The organism is Pseudomonas sp. zfem003, assembly GCF_032621675.1.
Classification (GTDB): domain Bacteria; phylum Pseudomonadota; class Gammaproteobacteria; order Pseudomonadales; family Pseudomonadaceae; genus Metapseudomonas; species Metapseudomonas otitidis.
In genome coordinates this window covers 214,548-235,486 of sequence record NZ_JAVYJG010000012.1, presented here as the reverse complement: position 1 = coordinate 235,486, position 20,939 = coordinate 214,548, and the positions used below count along the sequence as shown (strand labels likewise).

Annotated in this window: 19 protein-coding genes; 13 read left to right on the top strand and 6 right to left on the bottom strand. The window is 68.0% G+C overall.

The features are described 5' to 3' along the window. Positions 1-5: 5 nt before the first annotated feature. A complete protein-coding gene (locus RTK35_RS27110; RefSeq protein ID WP_044409798.1) occupies positions 6-800 on the top strand; it encodes a YfaP family protein in 795 nt (264 codons plus the stop codon). Positions 801-1,160: 360 nt separating this feature from the next. Here RTK35_RS27110 and RTK35_RS27105 read toward each other — a convergent pair whose 3' ends face one another. The 5 genes from RTK35_RS27105 to gatC form a co-directional block, all read right to left on the bottom strand. Beyond that, the gene (locus RTK35_RS27105) at positions 1,161-1,547 is read right to left on the bottom strand and encodes a carboxymuconolactone decarboxylase family protein (protein ID WP_316909417.1); all 387 of its coding nucleotides are present in this window, start codon (positions 1,545-1,547) and stop codon (positions 1,161-1,163) included. A gap of 13 nt (positions 1,548-1,560) precedes the next feature. After that, entirely contained in the window at positions 1,561-1,950 is a 390-nt protein-coding gene (locus tag RTK35_RS27100) for a septal ring lytic transglycosylase RlpA family protein (RefSeq protein WP_044409792.1), read from the bottom strand. Between the two features lie 143 nt (positions 1,951-2,093). After that, a complete protein-coding gene (gene gatB, locus RTK35_RS27095; RefSeq protein ID WP_172432775.1) occupies positions 2,094-3,539 on the bottom strand; it encodes an Asp-tRNA(Asn)/Glu-tRNA(Gln) amidotransferase subunit GatB in 1,446 nt (481 codons plus the stop codon). A gap of 11 nt (positions 3,540-3,550) precedes the next feature. Continuing rightward, positions 3,551-5,002 (bottom strand): Asp-tRNA(Asn)/Glu-tRNA(Gln) amidotransferase subunit GatA, encoded by a 1,452-nt coding sequence (gene gatA, locus RTK35_RS27090; protein ID WP_316909416.1) that lies wholly within the window; start codon positions 5,000-5,002, stop codon positions 3,551-3,553. 15 nt (positions 5,003-5,017) lie between these two features. Beyond that, a complete protein-coding gene (gatC, locus tag RTK35_RS27085) occupies positions 5,018-5,305 on the bottom strand; it encodes an Asp-tRNA(Asn)/Glu-tRNA(Gln) amidotransferase subunit GatC (protein WP_316909415.1) in 288 nt (95 codons plus the stop codon). A 222-nt stretch (positions 5,306-5,527) separates the two neighbouring features. Between gatC and mreB the strand changes: the two genes are divergently transcribed. The 8 genes from mreB to tldD all read left to right on the top strand — a co-directional run bounded on the left by mreB (position 5,528) and on the right by tldD (position 16,411). Beyond that, on the top strand, positions 5,528-6,565 hold the full coding sequence (gene mreB / locus RTK35_RS27080) for a rod shape-determining protein MreB (protein WP_021217765.1): 1,038 nt from the start codon (positions 5,528-5,530) through the stop codon (positions 6,563-6,565). 78 nt (positions 6,566-6,643) lie between these two features. Next, positions 6,644-7,639, top strand: coding sequence for a rod shape-determining protein MreC (mreC, locus tag RTK35_RS27075; protein ID WP_410478714.1), 996 nt, complete (start codon positions 6,644-6,646; stop codon positions 7,637-7,639). After that, on the top strand, positions 7,639-8,127 hold the full coding sequence (gene mreD, locus RTK35_RS27070; protein WP_044409775.1) for a rod shape-determining protein MreD: 489 nt from the start codon (positions 7,639-7,641) through the stop codon (positions 8,125-8,127). Before mreC ends, mreD begins: the two co-directional genes overlap by 1 nt. A gap of 48 nt (positions 8,128-8,175) precedes the next feature. Next, positions 8,176-8,769: a Maf family protein gene (locus RTK35_RS27065; protein WP_142011901.1), complete on the top strand. Its 594-nt coding sequence runs from the start codon at positions 8,176-8,178 to the stop codon at positions 8,767-8,769. 9 nt (positions 8,770-8,778) lie between these two features. Beyond that, on the top strand, positions 8,779-10,236 hold the full coding sequence (gene rng, locus RTK35_RS27060) for a ribonuclease G (RefSeq protein WP_044409769.1): 1,458 nt from the start codon (positions 8,779-8,781) through the stop codon (positions 10,234-10,236). Between the two features lie 13 nt (positions 10,237-10,249). After that, on the top strand, positions 10,250-14,077 hold the full coding sequence (locus RTK35_RS27055) for a YhdP family protein (protein WP_316909414.1): 3,828 nt from the start codon (positions 10,250-10,252) through the stop codon (positions 14,075-14,077). Between the two features lie 40 nt (positions 14,078-14,117). Further along, positions 14,118-14,966 (top strand): carbon-nitrogen hydrolase family protein, encoded by an 849-nt coding sequence (locus RTK35_RS27050; protein ID WP_044409763.1) that lies wholly within the window; start codon positions 14,118-14,120, stop codon positions 14,964-14,966. Positions 14,967-14,968: 2 nt separating this feature from the next. After that, positions 14,969-16,411 carry a metalloprotease TldD gene (tldD, locus tag RTK35_RS27045; RefSeq protein WP_044409760.1) on the top strand — a complete coding sequence of 481 codons (1,443 nt, stop codon included), beginning with the start codon at positions 14,969-14,971 and terminating at the stop codon, positions 16,409-16,411. A 62-nt stretch (positions 16,412-16,473) separates the two neighbouring features. On the opposite strand, the gene yjgA is transcribed toward tldD, so the two are convergent. Beyond that, a complete protein-coding gene (gene yjgA / locus RTK35_RS27040) occupies positions 16,474-16,995 on the bottom strand; it encodes a ribosome biogenesis factor YjgA (protein ID WP_044409758.1) in 522 nt (173 codons plus the stop codon). Positions 16,996-17,137: 142 nt separating this feature from the next. Here yjgA and pmbA point away from each other — a divergent pair, with 142 nt between their 5' ends. The 4 genes from pmbA (at position 17,138) to RTK35_RS27020 (ending at position 20,925) form a co-directional block, all read left to right on the top strand. Further along, positions 17,138-18,484 (top strand): metalloprotease PmbA, encoded by a 1,347-nt coding sequence (gene pmbA / locus RTK35_RS27035; RefSeq protein ID WP_142011896.1) that lies wholly within the window; start codon positions 17,138-17,140, stop codon positions 18,482-18,484. Positions 18,485-18,672: 188 nt separating this feature from the next. Next, positions 18,673-19,068, top strand: coding sequence for a hypothetical protein (locus tag RTK35_RS27030; protein ID WP_044409753.1), 396 nt, complete (start codon positions 18,673-18,675; stop codon positions 19,066-19,068). Next, on the top strand, positions 19,061-20,437 hold the full coding sequence (locus RTK35_RS27025; RefSeq protein ID WP_316909413.1) for a class II fumarate hydratase: 1,377 nt from the start codon (positions 19,061-19,063) through the stop codon (positions 20,435-20,437). The genes RTK35_RS27030 and RTK35_RS27025 overlap by 8 nt, the downstream gene beginning before the upstream one ends. Positions 20,438-20,487: 50 nt before the next feature. Then, on the top strand, positions 20,488-20,925 hold the full coding sequence (locus RTK35_RS27020; protein ID WP_107329469.1) for a hypothetical protein: 438 nt from the start codon (positions 20,488-20,490) through the stop codon (positions 20,923-20,925). The last annotated feature ends 14 nt before the right edge of the window (positions 20,926-20,939 follow it).

The following is a 20,939-nucleotide window of genomic DNA, read 5'->3' as shown; positions in this document are numbered from 1 at the left end:
TCCCCATGCGCTGCGCCTCCCTTGCTTCCCTGTTCCTGGCCCTGACGCCGCTGCTCGCCAGCGCCGAGGTGCGACTCGATACGCCGCGCGGTGGCTGGCGCGAAGGCGCCGGCTCGGGCGAGCACTTCATGCAGGAGGTCAACTACCCGGCCTCCTCGGTGAACACCGCGTCGGACCAGGCCGATACCGCGCTGATCAAGGGCGCGATCACCGGCATGCCGAAGGCGGCCAGCGGCCCCGGCACCCTGGTGGTCAACGGCGTGAGCATGCCGCTGAAGGTGGACGAGGACGGCAGCTTCCAGCGGCCCTTCGTGTTCCCCTCCGGCAGCAACAGCGTCGAAGTGCGCAGCCCGGACGGCAAGCAATCCCACCGCGTGCAGTTCTACAGCCGGGCCAAGGGCGGCGTACCGGCGCGCATGCGCGTGGTGCTCTCCTGGGATGCCGACAACACCGACCTGGACCTGCACCTGGTGACGCCGGACGGCGCCCACATCTGGTACGGCGACCGCAGCGCGCCCAACGGCACGGCGCTGGATGTTGACGTGACCACCGGCTACGGCCCGGAAATGATCGCCAGCCCGACCCCGCTCAAGGGGCAGTACCTGGTGTACGTGAACTACTACGGCGGCGGTTACTACGGCAGCGACGACGGCACCGAAGGCCCCGCCCAGCCGCTGATCACCGCCCAGGTGACGGTCATCACCGAGGAAGGCACACCGAGCGAGAAGCAGGAAAACTTCATCGTGCCCATGCGCCAGCCGGGCGAACTCACACTGGTGAAGAGCTTCAGCTACCCCTGATCGGTTCTTTGGGCTGAGCCTCGGCGCATGCTGGGGCGCCTGGGGCGGTGGATCGATGGTGCGCGAACCGCCCTACGCGTCGTATGAGCGCCGAGCGGTGCGCACGACGTTGGCCTGGTGAGCGGGGTTTGATGCGGTTCGCGGGCTCACTACATCCTACGGGTGAAGGCGTGCCGGCCGCTGGGGCTTGTCGGTCGCTCTCCCAGCCGCATTCACAAATGAATGTGCGAGAGCCGTAGGGGGGCCGGGCGGCGTTCCGCTTCAGCCCACCATCGAAGCCGCTGACAGCTCCGCTGGTGGATGGAAAAAGCGCCATCTCCCCTACGTTTTTTTCACCCTCCGTTTCGGCGCCGGCGGGCGTCAGCCCTGCGGCTCCGCCTGCCAGGCGTCGACCACTTCCTGGGCGGCGCGGAAGGCGTCGATGGCGGCCGGTACGCCGGCATACACCGCGCAGTGCAGCAGCGCCTCGCGGATTTCCTCCACGCTGCAGCCATTGTTCAACGCCCCGCGCACGTGGCCTTTCAGCTCCTGGGGGCACTTCAGGGCGGTGAGGGCGGCGAGGGTGATGAGGCTGCGGGTCTTGCGGTCGAGCCCTTCGCGGTTCCATACGCCGCCCCAGGCGTGTTCGTTGACGAAGTCCTGCAGGGGCTGGGTGAATTCGGTGGCATTGCCCAGGGCGCGGTCGACGAAGGCGTCGCCCATCACTTCGCGGCGGACCTGGACGCCGGGTTTGCGTGCGTCGCTCATGGTGATTCTCCAGTCAGTCGAGGGATTCCAGCCGCACCGGGGCCACGCCGCTGCGCAGCATGTCCAGCGCTTCGGCGGCGCGGCGCGAGAGGTCGATGAGGCGGCCGCGCGTGTGGGGGCCGCGGTCATTGATGCGCACCACGACGCTGCGGTCGTTGTTCAGGTTGGTGACTTTCACCCGGGTGCCGAAGGGCAGGGTGCGGTGGGCGGCGGTGAGGGCGTTCTGGTCGAAGCGCTCGCCGCTGGCGGTGCGCTTGCCGTGGTGGCGTGCGCCGTAGTACGAGGCTTCGCCGTCCTCGCGGTAGGTGCCGCCGGTTTCACCGGAAAAGAAGCCGGGGGTGCTGCAGCCGGCCAGCAGGGCCAGGCCGGCCAACAGCGGAAGTGAGCTGAGGGATCGCCACATCAGGACGTCTCCAGGAAGCGGTTGACCGGTGCTTGTGCGCAGCGTCGGGCTTCCTGACGCTGCACCGGGTCAACCGGGAATCCCGTTCCGGCCCTCCATGGCCGGTCGTTCGCCGGGCCAACCCATGGGTTGGCCAGTCCGGCTCACCCTTCGAGTTTCTTCTTCAGCAGTTCGTTCACTTGCCCCGGGTTGGCCTTGCCCTTGGAGGCTTTCATGGCCTGGCCGACGAAGAAGCCGAACATCTTGCCGCGCTTGGCTTCGTCGCTGGCGCGGTACTGCTCGACCTGCTCGGCGTTGGCGGCGAGGACTTCGTCGAGCATGGCTTCGATGGCACCGGAATCGGTGACCTGCTTGAGGCCCTTCTTCTCGATGATCGCGTCGGCGCTGCCTTCACCGGCGGCCATGGCTTCGAAGACCATCTTGGCGATCTTGCCGGAGATGGTGTTGTCCTTGATGCGCAGGATCATGCCGCCCAGGTGCTCGGCGGAAACCGGCGATTGCTCGATCTCCAGGCCGTCCTTGTTGAGCAGGCTGGAGAGCTCGCCCATCACCCAGTTGGCGGCTAGCTTGGCGTCGCCGCAGGTGCGCTGCACGGCCTCGAAGTAGTCGGCCATCTCGCGGCTGGCGGAGAGCACGCTGGCGTCGTAGGCGGAGAGGCCGAACTGGCTCTCGAAACGCTCGCGCTTCTGCACCGGCAGCTCCGGCAGCTGGGCGCGCACTTCGTCGAGGAAGCTCTGCTCGATCACCACCGGCAGCAGGTCGGGGCAGGGGAAGTAGCGGTAGTCGTTGGCTTCTTCCTTGCTGCGCATGGAGCGGGTTTCGTTGGCTGCCACGTCGTAGAGCACGGTTTCCTGGACGATCTTGCGGCCGGATTCCAGCTCGTCGATCTGCCAGGCGATCTCGGCGTTGATAGCGCGCTCGATGAATTTGAACGAGTTGACGTTCTTGATCTCGCGGCGGGTGCCGAACTCGGTCTGGCCCTTGGGGCGCACCGAGACGTTGCAGTCGCAGCGCAGGGAGCCTTCGGCCATGTTGCCGTCGCAGATGCCGAGGTAGCGCACCAGGGCGTGGATGGCCTTGGCGTAGGCGACGGCTTCCTTGGCGCTGCGCATCTCCGGCTCGGAGACGATCTCCAGCAGCGGGGTGCCGGCACGGTTCAGGTCGATGCCGCTCATGCCGTGGAAGTCTTCGTGCAGGCTCTTGCCGGCGTCCTCTTCCAGGTGTGCGCGGGTGATGCCGATGCGGCGGACGGTGCCGTCTTCCAGGGTGATGTCCAGGTGGCCCTTGCCGACGATGGGCAGGTCCATCTGGCTGGTCTGGTAGCCCTTGGGCAGGTCCGGGTAGAAGTAGTTCTTGCGGGCAAAGACGTTGCGCGCGCCGATCTCGGCGTCGATGGCCAGGCCGAACTTGAGCGCCATGCGCACGGCTTCCGCGTTGAGTACCGGCAGGGTGCCGGGCATGCCCAGGTCAACCAGGCTGGCCTGGGTGTTGGGCTCGGCGCCGAAGGTGGTGGCGCTGGCGGAGAAGATCTTCGATTGGGTGCTGAGCTGTGCGTGGATTTCCAGCCCGATCACGGTTTCCCATTGCATGTGTGTCGTCCTCAGAATCCGGCCGGGGCCTGTTTGTGCCAGTCGGTGACCTGCTGGTACTGGTGGGCCACGTTGAGCAGGCGGCCCTCCTGGAAGTAGGGCGCAAGCAGCTGCACGCCCACCGGCAGGCCGTCGACGAAGCCGGCGGGCATGGACAGCCCCGGCAGGCCGGCGAGGTTGGCGGTGATGGTGTAGATGTCTTCCAGGTACTCGGCGACGGGGTCGTTGTTCTTCGCGCCCAGTTTCCAGGCCGGGTTGGGCGTGGTGGGGCCGAGGATGACGTCGACATCGGCGAAGGCCGCGACGAAGTCGTTCTTGATCAGGCGGCGGATCTTCTGGGCCTTGAGGTAGTAGGCGTCGTAGTAACCGGCGGACAGGGCGTAGGTGCCGACCATGATGCGGCGCTTCACTTCGCTGCCGAAGCCTTCGGCGCGGGAGCGCTTGTACAGGTCCATCAGGTCCTTGGGGTCTTCGCAGCGGTGGCCGAAGCGCACGCCGTCGAAGCGCGACAGGTTGGAGCTGGCCTCGGCCGGGGCGATGACGTAGTAGGCCGGGATGGCGTGCTGCATGTTGGGCAGCGAGATGTCCTTGACGGTGGCGCCGAGCTTCTTCAGCTCTTCCACAGCGGCCATCACCGCCGCGCCGATGCGCGCGTCGAGGCCGGCACCGAAGTACTCCTTCGGCAGGCCGATGCGCAGGCCGGCCAGGGGCTGGGCGAGGGCGGCGAGGTAGTCGTCCACCGGGGCGTCGACGCAGGTGCTGTCCTTTGGGTCGAAGCCGGCGATGGCGCCGAGCATCAGGGCGCAGTCCTCGGCGGTGCGGGCCAGCGGGCCGCCCTGGTCGAGGCTGGAGGCGTAGGCCACCATGCCCCAGCGCGAGACGCGGCCGTAGGTGGGCTTGATGCCGGTGAGGTTGGTGAAGGCGGCGGGCTGGCGGATCGAGCCGCCGGTGTCGGTGCCGGTGGCGGCGGGCACCAGGCGCGCGGCGACGGCGGCGGCGGAACCACCGGAGGAGCCGCCGGGCACGCGGTCCAGCGCCCAGGGGTTCTTCACCGGGCCGTAGTGGCTGGATTCGTTGGCGGAGCCCATGGCGAACTCGTCCATGTTCAGCTTGCCGAGGGTGACGGCGCCGGCGGCCTTGAGCTTCGCGACCACGGTGGCGTCATAGGGCGCCTTGAAGTTGTCGAGCATCTTCGAGCCGCAGCTGGTGAGCACGTCGAGGGTGCAGAACAGGTCCTTGTGGGCGATCGGCGCGCCGAGCAGGGCGCCGTTCTCGCCGGCGGCGCGGCGGGCGTCGGCGGCACGCGCCTGTTCCAGGGCTTGGTCGGCGGTGACGGTAATGAAGCTGTTGAGCTGCGGGTCGAGGGCCTGGATGCGCGCCAGCAGGGCGCTGCTCAGCTCCTCGGAGGAGAATTCCTTGGCGGCCAGTGCGCGGGCGATCTCGGCCAGGGTCAATTGATGCATGGGGTAACCCTTTCCTTAGTCGATGACTTTGGGGACGAGGTAGAGGCCGTTCTCGACGGCCGGTGCGATGTACTGGTAGGCGTCGCGGTGGTTCTCCTCGGTCACCTCGTCAGCGCGCAGGCGCTGTGTGGCTTCGAGGGGGTGGGCCAGCGGCTCGACGCCGTCGGTGTCCACGGCCTGCATCGCATCGATCAGGCCGAGGATGTTGTTCAGGGTCTCGGTGGTACGCGGGATATCGCCTTCGTTCAGGCCCAGACGGGCCAGGTGGGCGATCTTTTCCACGTCGGAGCGTTCAAGCGCCATCGGGTTCTCCAACTGAAAATGCGGTGGCCGCCGGGGGCATCCGACCGGGTGGGAGGAGGGTCGGGAACGGTACCGCGAACGGGCGGTCAAAGGCCGCGATGATGGGCCCGGAGGCCCAGAAAAACCGGCAATTTAGCACAACGCCTGCCTTGCCCAAAATCCCTGCCGTTGTTAGAGTTTGCCGCACTTTTTTACCCACGCGTTGCCTAGGGTCCCTCTCCCATGTTCAAGAAACTGCGTGGCATGTTTTCCAGTGATCTGTCGATCGACCTGGGCACTGCCAATACCCTTATTTATGTGCGCGAACGCGGCATCGTCCTGAACGAGCCGTCCGTGGTCGCGATCCGCAACCACGGCAACCAGAAGAGCGTCGTGGCCGTCGGTACCGAAGCCAAGCGCATGCTCGGTCGTACTCCCGGCAATATTTCCGCCATCCGCCCGATGAAAGACGGCGTGATCGCTGACTTCAGCGTCTGCGAGAAGATGCTGCAGTACTTCATCAACAAGGTTCACGAGAACAGCTTCCTGCAGCCCAGCCCCCGTGTGCTGATCTGCGTGCCGTGCAAGTCGACCCAGGTCGAGCGCCGTGCCATCCGCGAATCCGCGCTGGGCGCCGGTGCCCGCGAGGTGTTCCTCATCGAAGAACCCATGGCTGCGGCCATCGGTGCCGGCCTGCCGGTCGAGGAGGCCCGTGGTTCCATGGTCGTCGACATCGGCGGCGGCACCACCGAGATCGCCCTGATCTCCCTGAACGGCGTGGTCTATGCCGAATCCGTACGCGTGGGCGGCGACCGTTTCGACGAGTCCATCGTCACCTACGTGCGCCGCAACTACGGCAGCCTGATCGGCGAATCCACCGCCGAGCGCATCAAGCAGGAAATCGGCACCGCTTTCCCCGGTGGCGAGGTCCGCGAGATCGACGTCCGTGGCCGCAACCTGGCCGAAGGCGTACCGCGCAGCTTCACCCTGAACTCCAACGAAGTGCTCGAAGCGCTGCAGGAATCCCTGGCGACCATCGTCCAGGCGGTGAAGAGCGCGCTGGAGCAATCCCCGCCGGAACTGGCGTCCGATATCGCCGAGCGTGGCCTGGTGCTCACCGGCGGTGGCGCCCTGCTGCGTGACCTGGACAAGCTGCTCTCCCAGGAAACCGGCCTGCCGGTGATCGTCGCCGAGGACCCGCTGACCTGCGTGGCCCGTGGCGGCGGCCGTGCCCTGGAAATGATGGATCGCCACGCGATGGACCTGCTCTCCACCGAGTAAGGTCGGAGAGCCCATTCGCCTTAGGAGCGGCCTATCAAACCGCTATTCGCCAAGGGACCCTCGCTCGGCGTGCGCCTGCTGGCGTTCGCCGTGCTGTCCGCTGCCCTGATGGTGGTGGACGCCCGCTTCGAGACCCTCAAGCCCGTTCGCAGCCAGCTGGGATCGGTCCTGACGCCCTTCTACTGGCTGGCGGACCTGCCCGTGCGCGTGTGGGACGGCATCAGCGACCAGTTCACCAGCCGCAGCGTGCTCATCGCCGAGAACGAGAAGCTCAAGGCCGAGGCCCTACTGATGCAGCGCCGGCTGCAGAAGCTGGCGGCTCTCACCGAGCAGAACGTGCGCCTGCGCGAGCTGCTCAACTCGTCCGCCCTGGTGGACGAGAAGGTGCTGGTGGGCGAGCTGATCGGCGTCGACCCCAACCCCTTTACCCACCGCATCCTCATCGACAAGGGCGAGAAGGATGGCGTGTTCCTCGGCCAGCCGGTGCTCGACGCCCGTGGCCTGATGGGGCAGGTGGTGGAGGTCATGCCCTACACCTCCCGCGTGCTGCTGCTCACCGACACCACCCACAGCATCCCGGTGCAGGTGAACCGCAACGGCCTGCGCGCCATCGCCAGCGGCACCGGCAACCCGGAGCGCCTGGAACTGCGCCATGTGGCCGATACCGCCGACATCAAGGAAGGCGACCTGCTGGTGAGTTCCGGCATGGGCCAGCGCTTCCCGGCGGGCTACCCGGTGGCCACCGTGAAGGAAGTCATCCACGACTCCGGCCAGCCCTTCGCCATCGTCCGCGCAGTGCCCACCGCCGCCCTCAACCGCAGCCGCTACGTGCTGCTGGTATTCACTGACACCCGGAGCCCCGAGGAGCGTGCCAACGCCGCTGCCGAGGCCCAGGAAGCCGCCGACCGCGAGGCCGCCAGCAAGGCCGCCCAGCCCCAGGGCGCTGCACAGCCGGCACCGGCTGCGACGCCTGCTGCATCCCCGGCGCCTGCAGCCGCGCCCGCTGCGCCCGCTGCGCCCGCTGCGCCCGCTGCGCCGGCCCAGGCGGCTCCCGCTTCCCGAGGCAACCACTGATGGCCACTGCGCGCCCCCGCAATGGCTGGGTGATCGGCTTCAGCCTGCTGGTCTCCCTGCTGCTCAGCGTCGCGCCGATGCCCAGCTTCATGGAGGTCGGTCGCCCGCTGTGGCCCGCCCTGCTGCTGACCTACTGGACCCTGGCGCTGCCCCAGCGCGTGGGCATGACCACCGCCTGGATCGTCGGCATCGCCCAGGACGTGCTCTACGGCTCGCTGCTGGGGCAGAACGCCCTGGTGCTGGCCCTGGTCACCTTCCTCGTGCTCAATCTGCACCAGCGCCTGCGCATGTTCCCCATGTGGCAACAGAGCCTGGTGCTGATGGTGGTCTTCGGCCTGGCGCAACTGGTGCAGCTCTGGCTCAACGCCCTCACCGGCAACCGCCCGCCGACCCTCTTGTTCCTCCTGCCCGCCCTGGTGAGCGGGCTGCTCTGGCCCTGGGTCTTCGCCGCCATGCGCGGCCTGAGTCGGCGCCTCAACGTCCACTGATCGCCTTGCGGCCATGCCGCGGGGTCTTCTCGACATGGAGAAGTCTGCATGGCCACGCTCCACCTGGCCTCCGGATCGCCCCGCCGCCGCGAACTGCTGGCGCAGATCGGCGTACCCTTCCAGCCCCTGGGCGCCCCCATCGATGAAACCCCGCTGCCTGGCGAGTCCGCGCCGGCCTACGTCGAGCGCCTGGCACGGGAAAAGGCCGCCGCCGGCCTGGCAGCGCTGGGCGCTGCGAGCGACGGCCACTGCGTACTGGGTGCCGACACCGCCGTGGTGCTGGACGGTCGCATCCTCGGCAAGCCCCTGGACCGTGACGACGCCCTGGCCATGCTGGCCGCGCTCTCCGGGCGCGAACACCAGGTGCTCACCGCCGTGGCCCTGGCCGATGGCTCCCGCTGCGTCTCCCGCCTGGTGACCAGCCGGGTGCGCTTCCGTGACATTTCCCCGGCCGAGCGCGAGGCCTACTGGGCCAGCGGCGAGCCCACCGACAAGGCCGGCGGCTATGCCATCCAGGGCCTGGGCGCGGTCTTCGTCGCCGATCTGCAGGGCAGCTATTCCGCCGTGGTCGGGCTACCGTTGCTGGAAACGGCGGAACTACTCGGGCAGTTCGGCATTCCTTGTTGGCAGCGCCTCAGGTAGGTTTTCAGCATGAGCGAAGAAATCCTGATCAATATCACGCCGATGGAATCGCGCGTGGCGGTGGTGGAAAACGGCGTGCTGCAGGAAGTGCACGTCGAGCGGACCCAGCGTCGCGGCATCGTCGGCAACATCTACAAGGGCAAGGTGGTGCGCGTGCTGCCGGGCATGCAGGCGGCGTTCGTCGACATCGGCCTGGACCGCGCCGCCTTCATCCACGCCTCGGAAATCTCCACCCGTGAAGGCAGCGCGGTGGAGAACATCACCGCGCTGGTGCATGAAGGGCAGAGCCTGGTGGTGCAGGTCACCAAGGACCCCATCGGCACCAAGGGCGCGCGCCTGACCACCCAGCTGTCGATCCCCTCGCGCTACCTGGTGTACATGCCGCGCACGGCCCACGTGGGCATCTCCCTGAAGATCGAGGACGAAGCCGAGCGCGAGCGCCTCAAGCAGGTGGTGGCCGATTGCGTCGCCGCCGAGGGCATCGAGGAGGTCGGCGGCTTCATCCTGCGCACGGCCGCCGATGGTGCCCGTCGCGAAGACATCCTGGTGGACATCCGCTACCTGCGTCGCCTGTGGGAGCAGATCTCCGGGCAGATGCAGACCGCCTCCACCCCCTCGGTGATCTACGAGGACCTGAGCCTGGCCCTGCGCACCCTGCGTGACCTGGTGAATCCGCGTATCGAGAAGATCCGCATCGACTCCCGCGAGACCTTCCAGAAGGTCACCCAGTTCGTCGACGAACTGATGCCCGAGATCGCCGACCGCCTGGAGCACTACCCCGGCGAACGGCCGATCTTCGACCTGTACGGCGTCGAGGACGAGATCCAGAAGGCCCTGGAGCGCAAGGTGCTGCTGAAGTCTGGCGGCTACCTGATCATCGACCCCACCGAGGCGATGACCACCATCGACGTGAACACCGGCGCCTTCGTCGGCCACCGGACCCTGGAAGAGACCATCTTCAAGACCAACCTCGAGGCCGCCACCGCCATTGCCCGTCAGCTGCGCCTGCGCAACCTCGGCGGGATCATCATCATCGACTTCATCGACATGGAAGACGAGGAGCACCAGCGCCAGGTCCTGCGGACCCTGGAGAAGCAGCTGGAGCGCGACCACGCCAAGACCAACATCATCGGCATCACCGAGCTCGGCCTGGTGCAGATGACCCGCAAGCGCACCCGCGAAAGCCTCATGCAGAACCTCTGCGAGCCCTGCCCGAGCTGCCAGGGGCGCGGCATGCTGAAGACGCCGGAAACCATCTGCTACGAGATCTTCCGCGAAATCCTCCGCGAGGCCCGCGCCTACCAGGCCGAGGGCTACCGGGTGCTGGCCAATCAGAAGGTGGTGGACCGCCTGCTGGACGAGGAGTCCGGCAACGTCGCCGACCTGGAGGCCTTCATCGGACGCACCATCAAGTTCCAGGTCGAGGCCATGTATTCCCAGGAGCAGTACGATGTCGTCCTGCTCTGAGGGCCCCCGCTGAATGGCGCGCCAGGGTCTGCTGCTGGTCACCCTCCTGAGAACCCTCCTGGCCCTCTGTGCACTGGGGCTGGTGTTGGCTGCGCTCTATGTCAGCCTCGGTCGGCAACTGGTGCCGATGGTGGCGGAGTACCGCGACGACCTGCGCACCCGCGCCAGCGATGCCTTGGGCCAGGATGTCGAGATCGGTGCCCTGGAAGGCAGCTGGCAGGGCTTTGCGCCCGTGGTGGTGGCCCGTGACGTGGTCATCGGCCAGGGCGACGAGGTGTTGCGGCTGGATCAGGTCCGGCTGGTGCCGGACGTGCTCGGCAGCCTCCTGCAGCGCGCGCCGAAGCTGGCCAGCATCGAACTCGACGGCCTGAACCTGCAGGTGGTGCAGGACGAAAGCGGCCATTGGGCCGTCGCGGGCGTCCCGTCCCGTCCCGATTCCCCCGCGCTGCGCCCCGCCCAACTGATCCAGGGCTTCCAGTCCGTGGGCCGGTTTGCGCTGGTCAACAGCCAGGTCACCGTTCAGCCCTGGCAACAGAAGCCGGTCACCTTCACCTATGTCGAGGCGGCACTCTCCGGCAGCGCATCGTCCCAGCAACTGGAGGGGCGGCTGGTGCTGGCCGACGGGCAGCCGCTGAGCCTGCGCCTTGACACCCGACTGGACCCCGAGGACTGGCTGGCCAGCGAAGCCCATGCCTACCTGAGCCTGCCCCAGGCCGACTGGGCCCGCTGGTTGCCCAAGTCGATCGCCAACGATTGGCGCCTGAGCAAGGTGCTGGGTGGCGGTGAGCTGTGGGCGGAGTGGTCCCGTGGAGAGCTGCGCCGCGCGGTGAGCCGGTTGCGCGTCGGTGAGCTGAAAGGCAGCCGTCGTGACCAGGCCCCGGTGACCCTCCAGGACCTCGCGGTGGATGCCTATTTCGACAACACCGAAGCCGGCATGCGCCTGCAGCTGGACTCGCTGTCCATGACAGTGGGCGAGCAGCGTTGGGGCGGCGTGCACCTGCTGGCCGAAGAAGCTGGAAGCGAGGACGCGCGGGAATGGCGTGTGCGTGCCGACCGCATCGACCTGCAACCCCTGGTGCCCCTGGTCAAGGGGCTTGCGCCCCTCAACGACCTGGCACGGGAACTGGTGGATGGCCTTGATCCCAAGGGTGCCCTGCGCAATGTGCAGGCGATCTGGCGACCGGATGCCCCCCTTGGCCAGCGCCTGGCCTACAGCACCAACCTGGAGCGCCTGAGCTTCGGCGCCGTGCACGGCGCGCCGGCGGCGGAGAACGTCAGCGGCAGCCTGACCGGCAACCTGGCCGGCGGCGAACTGCGCCTGGACGCCGATGACTTCGCCCTGCACCTCGACCACCTGTTCCCCAAGCCCTGGCACTACCGCGAAGCCCACGCCCGGCTGACCTGGGCGCTGGATGAGCAGGCCTTCACCCTGGTCGCCCCCTACCTGCGGGTGGAGGGCGAGGAGGGCCACATCGCCGGTGACTTCCTCATCCGCCTGCTGCGCGACCCGGCCGGCGAGGACTACATGGACCTGCGCGTCGGCCTCAGCCAGGGCGATGCGCGCTTCACCGAGAAATACCTGCCGACGCTGTCCTCCGGCCTCAGCCCGGAGCTGGCGGAGTGGCTCAAGCGCTCAATCAAGGGCGGCGGCATCGACGAGGGCTTCTTCCAGTACCAGGGTTCCCTGTTGCACGCCTCGCCGCCGGAGGCGCGCTCCATCAGCCTGTTCTTCAAGGTGCGTGACGCCCGGCTCGACTACCAGCCCGGCTGGCCGGCCCTGACCGACGCACGGGGCGACGTGTTCGTCGAGCACACCGGCGTGCGGGTTCGGGTGCCCAGCGGACGCATCCTCGACAGCCAGGTCACTGATGCCCGCGCCGACGTACCCCACGTGGACAGCGGCAAGGTGCCCCACCTGAAGCTGACCGCCAGGCTCGACAGCAGCTTCGCCGACGGGCTGAAGATCCTCCAGCAGGCGCCGACCCCCGCCGCACAGGTGATGGCCGGTTGGCAGGGCGAAGGCACCCTGGATGGCAACCTGGACCTGGACATCCCCCTGGCGAAGGCTGGCGGGGAGCCGCGTGTGGTGGTCGACCTCGCCACCCAGGACGCGCGCCTGCGCTTCGCCACTCCGAGTCTCGAACTCAGCGCCCTGAACGGCGCTTTCCGCTACGACACGGCCAGCGGCCTGAGCAGCAAGGACATCCGCGCCCGGGTCTTCGGCCGCGACGTTGCCGCCCGTGCCACCGCCGAAGGCCGCAACGGCCAGGCGCGCAGCCGCATCCAGGCCAACGGCGTGGTGGCGCTGAAGGACCTGACCGCCTGGCTCGGCGTCAATCGTCCGCTGCCGGTCAGCGGTGCCGTGCCCTATCGGCTCGACCTGCTGCTGGACGGTAAGGACAGCCAACTGAAAGTGGACTCGACCCTCAAGGGCGTGGCCATCGACCTGCCGGCGCCCTTTGGCAAGCCCGCCGAGGCCGTGCGCGACAGCCAGTGGCGCATGACCCTGGACGGCGCCGAGCGACGCTACTGGTTCCAGTACGGCGACCTTGCCGACCTGGCGCTGGCGGCCCCGGCCAACGATTTTTCCGGCGCCCGTGGCGAGCTGATGCTCGGCTCCGGGCGTGCCGTGCTGCCGACCGCTCGTGGCGTGCGCGTGCGGGGCGTGCTGGACGACCTCGACCTGGCCGCCTGGCAGGCCGTGCGCCAGCGTTACGCCGAGAAGGATGCCGGCAATGCCGTCGGCCTGCTGCAAAGCGCTGATCTGCGCATCGGCCGGTTCAGCGGCATGGGACTGGAGCTGCAGGATTTCCGCGTTGGCCTGCAACGGGGCGATGCGGCCTGGAAGGTGGACCTGGACAGCAACCTGCTGCAGGGCACCATCAGCCTCCCGGACGCCCAGGGCGCGCCGGTGGCACTGGACCTGGCGCGCCTGCGCCTGCCCAAGCCGGCGGACAACGACAAGGACGACACGCCCGGTCCCGACCCGCTCAAGGATCACGACCCCCATTCCCTCCCTGCGCTGGACGTGCGCATCGCCCAGGTCCAGCTGGGCGACGAGCCGCTGGGCGCCTGGTCGTTCAAGGCGCGTCCGGTGGCCAGCGGCACCCAGTTCAGCGAGCTGTCGCTGGACCTCAAGGGGCTGCACATCGACGGTGCCCTCGGCTGGGAAGGCAGCCCGGGTGCCAGCAGCACCTGGTACAAGGGGCGCCTGGAGGGCAAGAACCTCGCCGACGTGCTGCTGGCCTGGAAGTACGCCCCCACCGCCACCAGCGAGCGCTTCCGCCTGGACGTGGATGGGCGCTGGCCCGGCTCGCCGGCCTGGGTCAGCCTGAAACGCTTCAACGGTTCCCTCGATGCCGCGCTGCGCAAGGGCCAGTTCGTCGAGGCCGACGGCAGTGCCCAGGCCCTGCGGGTGTTCGGCCTGCTCAACTTCAACTCCATCGGCCGCCGCCTCCGCCTGGACTTCTCCGACCTGCTGGGCAAGGGCCTGGCCTACGACCGGGTGAAGGGCGTGCTGGAGGGCACCGACGGGGTCTTCGTGACCCGCAAGCCCATCGTGCTCGAAGGGCCCTCCAGCGGGCTGGAGCTCAATGGCACCCTGGACATGGCCCACGAGAGCATCGACGCCAAGCTGCTGGTGACCCTGCCGGTGACTAACAACCTGCCGCTCGCCGCACTGATCGTCGGCGCCCCGGCCATTGGCGGTGCGCTGTTCGTGGTGGACAAGCTGCTGGGGGACCGGGTCGCCCGCTTCGCTAGCGTGCAATACAAGGTGCGCGGCCCCCTGCAGGACCCGAAGTTCACCTTCGACAAGCCGTTCGAGAAACCCGATTCATGACGGGCCGTTGCATGGCCGTTGTCGTACGCCGGAGGACGCCATGGAGTTCGCGGTAATCCAGATGACCAGCCAGGACGACGTCCTGGCCAACCTCGACGCCGCTCGGCGCCTGCTGGCCGACGCGGCAGGGCAGGGCGCGCGCCTGGCCGTGCTGCCGGAGAACTTCGCCGCCATGGGCCGGCGCGACCTGGCTCGGCTGGGGCAGGCCGAGGCCCGTGGCGAAGGGCCGATCCTGCCTTGGTTGAAACAGACCGCCCGCGACCTCAGGTTATGGATCGTGGCCGGCACCTTGCCCCTGCCACCCGAAGGCCGCCCGGACGCCAAGCCCAACGCCTGCTCGCTGTTGGTGGATGAGCACGGCGAGCGGGTCGCGCGCTACGACAAGATCCACCTGTTCGACGTGGATGTGGCCGATGCCCGGGGGCGTTATCGCGAGTCCGACGACTACGCCTTCGGTGACCACGTGGTGCTGGCCGATACTCCGGTGGGGCGCCTGGGGCTGACGGTCTGCTATGACCTGCGCTTCCCCGAGCTGTACGGCGCATTGCGCGAGGCCGGGGCCGAGTTGATCACCGCGCCGTCGGCATTCACGGCGGTGACCGGAGCGGCGCATTGGGAGGTGCTGGTGCGCGCCCGCGCCATCGAGACCCAGTGCTACCTGCTGGCGGCCGGGCAGGGCGGCGTTCATCCGGGGCCGCGGGAAACCCATGGGCATTCGTCTATCGTCGATCCATGGGGGCGTGTCCTGGCCGAGGCCGGAAAGGGTGAGGCGGTACTGCTGGCCCGGCGTGATGCCGAGGAGCAGCGGGCGATCCGCCAACGAATGCCGGTGACGGCACACAGACGATTCAAGACGCCGGCCGAACCCGCGCCGGTGATTACGGAGTAGCTATGAGCCAGATGTTGTTATCCGTCAGTGACCGCCTGCTGGCGCCGGGCGGCCTTGCCATCGAGCAGCTGCAGGGCGTCCTCGGCGAGGTGGCCGGTCCGGGCATCGATGCCGCCGACCTGTATTTCCACGGGCTGGTTTCCGAGTCCTGGGTGCTGGAGGACGGCATCGTCAAGGACGGCAGCTTCCACCTCGACCAGGGCGTGGGCGTGCGTGCCCAGTCCGGCGAGAAGACCGGCTTCGCCTACAGCAACGCCATCACCCCCGAGGCGCTGAGCCAGGCGGCCCGTGCGGCCCGGTCCATCGCCCGGGCCGGGCAGCAGGGGCGCGTGCAGGCCTTCGCCAGCCCCGAGGTGGCCCGGCTCTATGCGCCGGACAGCCCGCTGGACGTGATCAGCCGTGCCGAGAAGGTCGCGCTGCTGCAGCGCATCGACCAGGCCACGCGTGCGCTCGACCCGCGCATCAAGCAGGTCACCGTGAGCATGGCCGGGGTCTGGGAGCACGTGCTGGTGGCCGCCAGCGACGGCAGCCTGGGCAGTGATGTGCGCCCGCTGGTGCGTTTCAACGTCAGTGTGATCGTCGAGCAGAACGGTCGCCGCGAACGCGGTGGCCACGGCGGCGGCGGGCGGACCGACTACCGCTACTTCCTCCAGGAAGACCGCGCCATGGGCTACGCCCGCGAGGCGCTGCGCCAGGCGCTGGTGAACCTGGAAGCGGTGCCTGCCCCGGCCGGCACGCTGCCGGTGGTGATGGGCGCCGGCTGGTCCGGCGTGCTGCTGCACGAGGCGGTGGGCCACGGCCTGGAAGGCGATTTCAACCGCAAGGGCAGTTCGGCCTACAGCGGCCGCATCGGCGAGAAGGTCGCCTCCAGCCTGTGCACCATCGTCGATGACGGCACCCTGGCCGGTCGCCGCGGTTCGCTGAGCGTGGACGACGAAGGCACCCCGACCCAGTGCACCACGCTGATCGAGAACGGCGTGCTCAAGGGCTACATGCAGGACAAGCTCAATGCGCGGCTGATGGGCGTGGCGCCCACCGGCAACGGCCGTCGCGAGTCCTACGCGCACCTGCCGATGCCACGCATGACCAACACTTACATGCTGGCGGGGGAGAGCGACCCGGAGGAGATCATCGCCTCGGTCCAGCGCGGTATCTACTGCGCCAACCTCGGCGGTGGCCAGGTGGACATCACCAGCGGCAAGTTCGTGTTCTCCACCAGCGAGGCGTACCTGATCGAGAACGGCAAGATCACCGCGCCGGTGAAGGGTGCGACGCTGATCGGCAACGGGCCGGAGGCGATGAGCCGGGTGTCCATGGTGGGCAACGACCTGGCACTGGACAGTGGAGTAGGGACGTGTGGCAAGGACGGGCAGTCGGTGCCCGTGGGCGTCGGTCAGCCGACGCTGAAGATCGATGCGATCACCGTGGGAGGCACCGGCGCCTGATGTGGCGCGGTGCTACGGGCCGTTGGCCCCGGCGTGGCCGGGGTGCTGGCCCGTGGCGGTCTTCAGCGCAGGCCGCGCTGGATTTCGTCCAGTTCGCGGATGTACTTGAAGACCTTGCGTGCGGCGGCGGGCGGTTTGTTGCGGGCCGCTTCGTGCTGGGCATGGCGGATCAGGCCGCGCAGGTGCTGGCGGTCGGTGTCCGGGTAGTCGGCCACGAAGGCTTCGAGGGTTTCGTCGTCGCCGGCGATCAGGCGATCACGCCAGCGCTCGAGGCTGTGGAAGCGCTCGTTGTATTCGCGGGTGGTGTTGTCGACCTGGTCCACCATGGCGACGATGGCCTCGACATCCTGCTCGCGCATCAGCTTGCCGATGTACTGCAGGTGGCGTTTGCGGGCGATGTGAGCCTTGTGCTTGGGCGCCTCGACCAGGGCCTTGCGCAGCGCATCGGTGAGCGGGAGCTTGTCCTGCATGTCGGGCTTGAGGGTGGTCAGGCGTTCGCCCAGGTCCTGCAGGGCCTGCAGCTCGCGTTTGACCTGGGACTTGCTCTTCTCTCCGGAGAAGTCGTCGTCGAGATATTCAGGCATGGGGGTGGTCCAGTGGAAAACGCCGCCATGATAACCAGTCGGAGGGGGATTGTCCGTCCCGGCTGGCGCCGCGTTCGCGGCGGGTGGGGCAGGGCGCGCGGCGCCCGCCCCGTCGAAACGGGTTTGAGAAATCGGAGTGGCTATGAGTGACGTACAAGGTGTTGGCCCGCAGGCCCTTCCGGAGCTGCAGGCGCAGGTAGAGCGCATCATCGCCGAGGCCGCCCGCCAGGGCGCGACGGCCTGCGAGGTGGCGGTGTCGATGGAGCAGGGGTTGTCCACCACGGTGCGCCAGCGCGAGGTGGAAACGGTGGAGTTCAACCGTGACCAGGGCTTCGGCATCACCCTTTATGTAGGGCAGCGCAAGGGCTCGGCGAGCACCTCGGCCAGCGGCGAAGAGGCCATTCGCGAGACCGTGGCGGCAGCCCTGGCGATTGCCAAGCACGCCTCGGAAGACGACTGCGCGGGGCTGGCCGACCCGGCCCTTATGGCCCGTGACCTGCCGGAGCTGGACCTCTACCACCCCTGGGCTATCAGCCCGGAGCAGGCGGTGGAGCTGGCGCTCACCTGTGAAGCGGCGGCCTTCGATGCCGATGCGCGCATCACCAATGCCGACGGCACCACCCTCAGCACCCACCAGGCCTGCCGCGTGTACGGCAACAGCCATGGCTTCGTCGGGGGCTACGCCAGCACCCGCCACAGCCTGAGCTGCGTGATGATCGGCGGCAGCGAAGGCCAGATGCAGCGTGACTACTGGTACGACGTGAACCGCATTGGCACCCAGCTGGCGGATCCGGCGAGCATCGGTCGCCGCGCCGCCGAGCGTACTGTCAGCCGCCTGGGTGCCCGGGCGGTACCCACCTGCGAGGTGCCGGTGCTGTTCGCGGCGGAGCTGGCCACGGGGTTGTTCGGCAGCTTCCTGTCGGCCATTTCCGGCGGCAACCTGTACCGCAAGTCCTCTTTCCTAGAGGGCGCGCTGGGCCAGCGCCTGTTCCCCGAGTGGCTGAGCATCGATGAGCGCCCGCACATCCCGCGCGCCATGGCCAGCGCGGCGTTCGACAACGATGGCCTGGCCACCTACGCCAAGCCGTTCGTGGAGAAGGGCGACCTGGTGTCCTATGTGCTGGGCACCTATTCCGGGCGCAAGCTCGGCCTGCCGAGCACGGCCAATGCCGGCGGCGTGCACAACCTGTTCGTCAGCCATGGCCCGGAAGACCAGAAGGCGCTGCTGCGCCGCATGGGGCGTGGCCTGTTGGTGACGGAGCTGATGGGACAGGGGCTGAACATGGTGACCGGCGACTATTCCCGTGGTGCGGCCGGCTACTGGGTCGAGAATGGCGAGATCCAGTTCCCGGTGCAGGAAGTGACCATCGCCGGCAACCTGAAGGACATGTTCCGCCAGATCCTCGCTGTGGGCTCCGACCTGGAGATGCGCGGCAACATCCGTACTGGCTCGGTATTGATCGAGCGGATGACTGTTGCTGGCAGCTGATCGCCTCCACACGCTCCGCCCCTGAGAACGCGCCCAATGGGCGCGTTTTCGTTTCTTTTCCCGCTTTTTCAAGCGATTTCATTGACACGTCTTTCACGGCTGGCGAGCGACCCCGCGCATCGCCGCTTGGCAATTATCTCTAAATATTATTATTCTCATTCGCGAATGATTTTCGTTAGAGGTTTGCCATGCAGTCCTGCCGCGAGGAAAACCCGGCTACCGCCCGCTGGCGCTCGACCGGCCTGCGCATCCGCTGCGCGCTGTGTCCGGACGAGCCGCGCCTGCTGGTGCGCTACCTGAACGAGGCCCGGCAACTGGCCGAGCGCCAAGGCGCCTCGCCCTGGCGCATCTTCGAGGCCTGCCTCGACCTGCTGCTGCGCAGCGCGGAAGACCGCGCGCTCCCGGCCCACTGGCGGGCGCAGTGCCTGGACTACGCCTACCTCCCCCTGCAGGAGCTGCGCCACCACGCGCGCAGCTCTGCCCTGCAGCGCCGCCTTCGCGCGCTGCAATGGCGCCTGGCGACCCTGAACCTGGCGCCGTCCCTCCGTTACCACGATCCCGAAGAAGGAGCCCAGCGTGACTGACACCCGAATCGAACGCGACAGCATGGGCGAGCTGGCCGTGCCCGCCCATGCCCTCTATGGCGCCCAGACCCAGCGGGCGGTGAACAACTTCCCGGTTTCCGGCCTGCGGATGCCGGCGCCCTTCATCCGCGCCCTGATCCTGGCCAAGGCGGCGGCGGCCCGCGCCAACGTGGAACTGGAGCAGATCAGCCCGGCCATGGGCGATGCCATCGTGGGGGCCTGCCAGGAGCTGCTGGCTACGGACTTCATGGCGCACTTCCCGGTGGATGTGTTCCAGACCGGCTCCGGCACCAGTTCCAACATGAACGCCAACGAGGTGATCGCCACGTTGGCCGGGCGCCTGCTCGGCGAGCCGGTCAGCCCCAACGACCACGTGAACTGCGGGCAGAGCAGCAATGACGTGATCCCCTCCAGCATCCATATCAGCGCGGCCATCGAACTCACCGAAGGCCTGCTGCCGGTGCTGGGCCACCTGCTGCAGGTGCTGTGCGAGAAATCCCTGGCGGTCCGCCCTTATGTGAAGACCGGGCGTACCCACCTGATGGATGCCATGCCGGTGCGCATGAGCCAGGTACTCGATGGCTGGGCGCAGCAGGTGCAAAGCAACATCGAGCACCTGCGTGCACTGCTGCCGAGCCTGCAGCAACTGGCCCAGGGCGGCACGGCAGTAGGCACCGGGATCAACGCCCATCCGCGTTTCGCCGAGCGCTTCTGCGATGAGTTGAATACCTTGACCGGCCTGCGCTTCGCCCCTGGCAGCAACTTCTTCGCCCTGATCGGTTCCCAGGACACCGCCGTGGCCCTGTCCGGACAACTGAAGACGGTGGCGGTGTCGCTGATGAAGATCGCCAACGACCTGCGCTGGATGAACTCGGGGCCGCTGGCCGGGCTGGCGGAGATTGAGCTGGAGGCCCTGCAGCCGGGCTCTTCGATCATGCCGGGCAAGGTCAACCCGGTGATTCCGGAAGCGGCGGCGATGGTGGCCGCCCAGGTCATCGGCAACGACGCAGCCATCACCCTGGCGGGGCAGTCCGGCAACTTCGAGCTGAACGTGATGCTGCCGCTGGTGGCCCACAACCTGCTCGGCAGCCTGCAGGTGCTCACCACCAGCAGCCGACTGCTGGCGGACCGCGCCGTGGCGAGCTTCACCGTCAACCAGCCGAAGCTGCAGGAAGCGCTGTCGCGCAACCCCATCCTGGTGACGGCGCTCAACCCCATCATCGGCTACCTGAAGGCGGCGGAAATCGCCAAGCAGGCCTACCGCGAGGGACGCCCGGTGATCGATGTGGCCGAGGAGCACACCGCACTGTCCCGGGCCGAGCTGGAGCAGTTGCTCAATCCCGAGAAACTCACCGAGGGCGGCCTCTAGCCGCCCCACCGGGCGCCGCTCCGGTGGCGCCCCTGTTCTGGAGGTGTCGCATGGAATATTGGAAACGCATCATCACGGCGGGCAACCGCTGCTTCCACGACGGGGACTGGATCGAGGCGCGCGAGCTCTACCTGCGTGCGCTGGCCCAGGCGCAGATGCTGCTGGAGCGTTGGCCGGAACCGGCCGAGGCGGTGTCCGCACTGGTGGTGTCGTACCACAACCTGGGTGACCTGCACCTGATGCTGGAGCAGCCGGAGGAGACCGCCGAGTACCTCTGCGCCTGCCACGAGCGCCTGCTGCAGCTGGTGTATGACGCGCGCCAGCCGCAGGACCTGCGGGAGATGGCGCAGCGCCACAGTGGGCGGACCTACGCCACGCTGATGCAGTTCATTCAGGACCACGGCACCTACCCGCGCACCGACCGCTTGCTGGACCGCAGCGCTCCCGTCGCCCGTCGAGCGCCCGCCATGAGCCGCCATTACCACTGAGAGAGGAACACCCT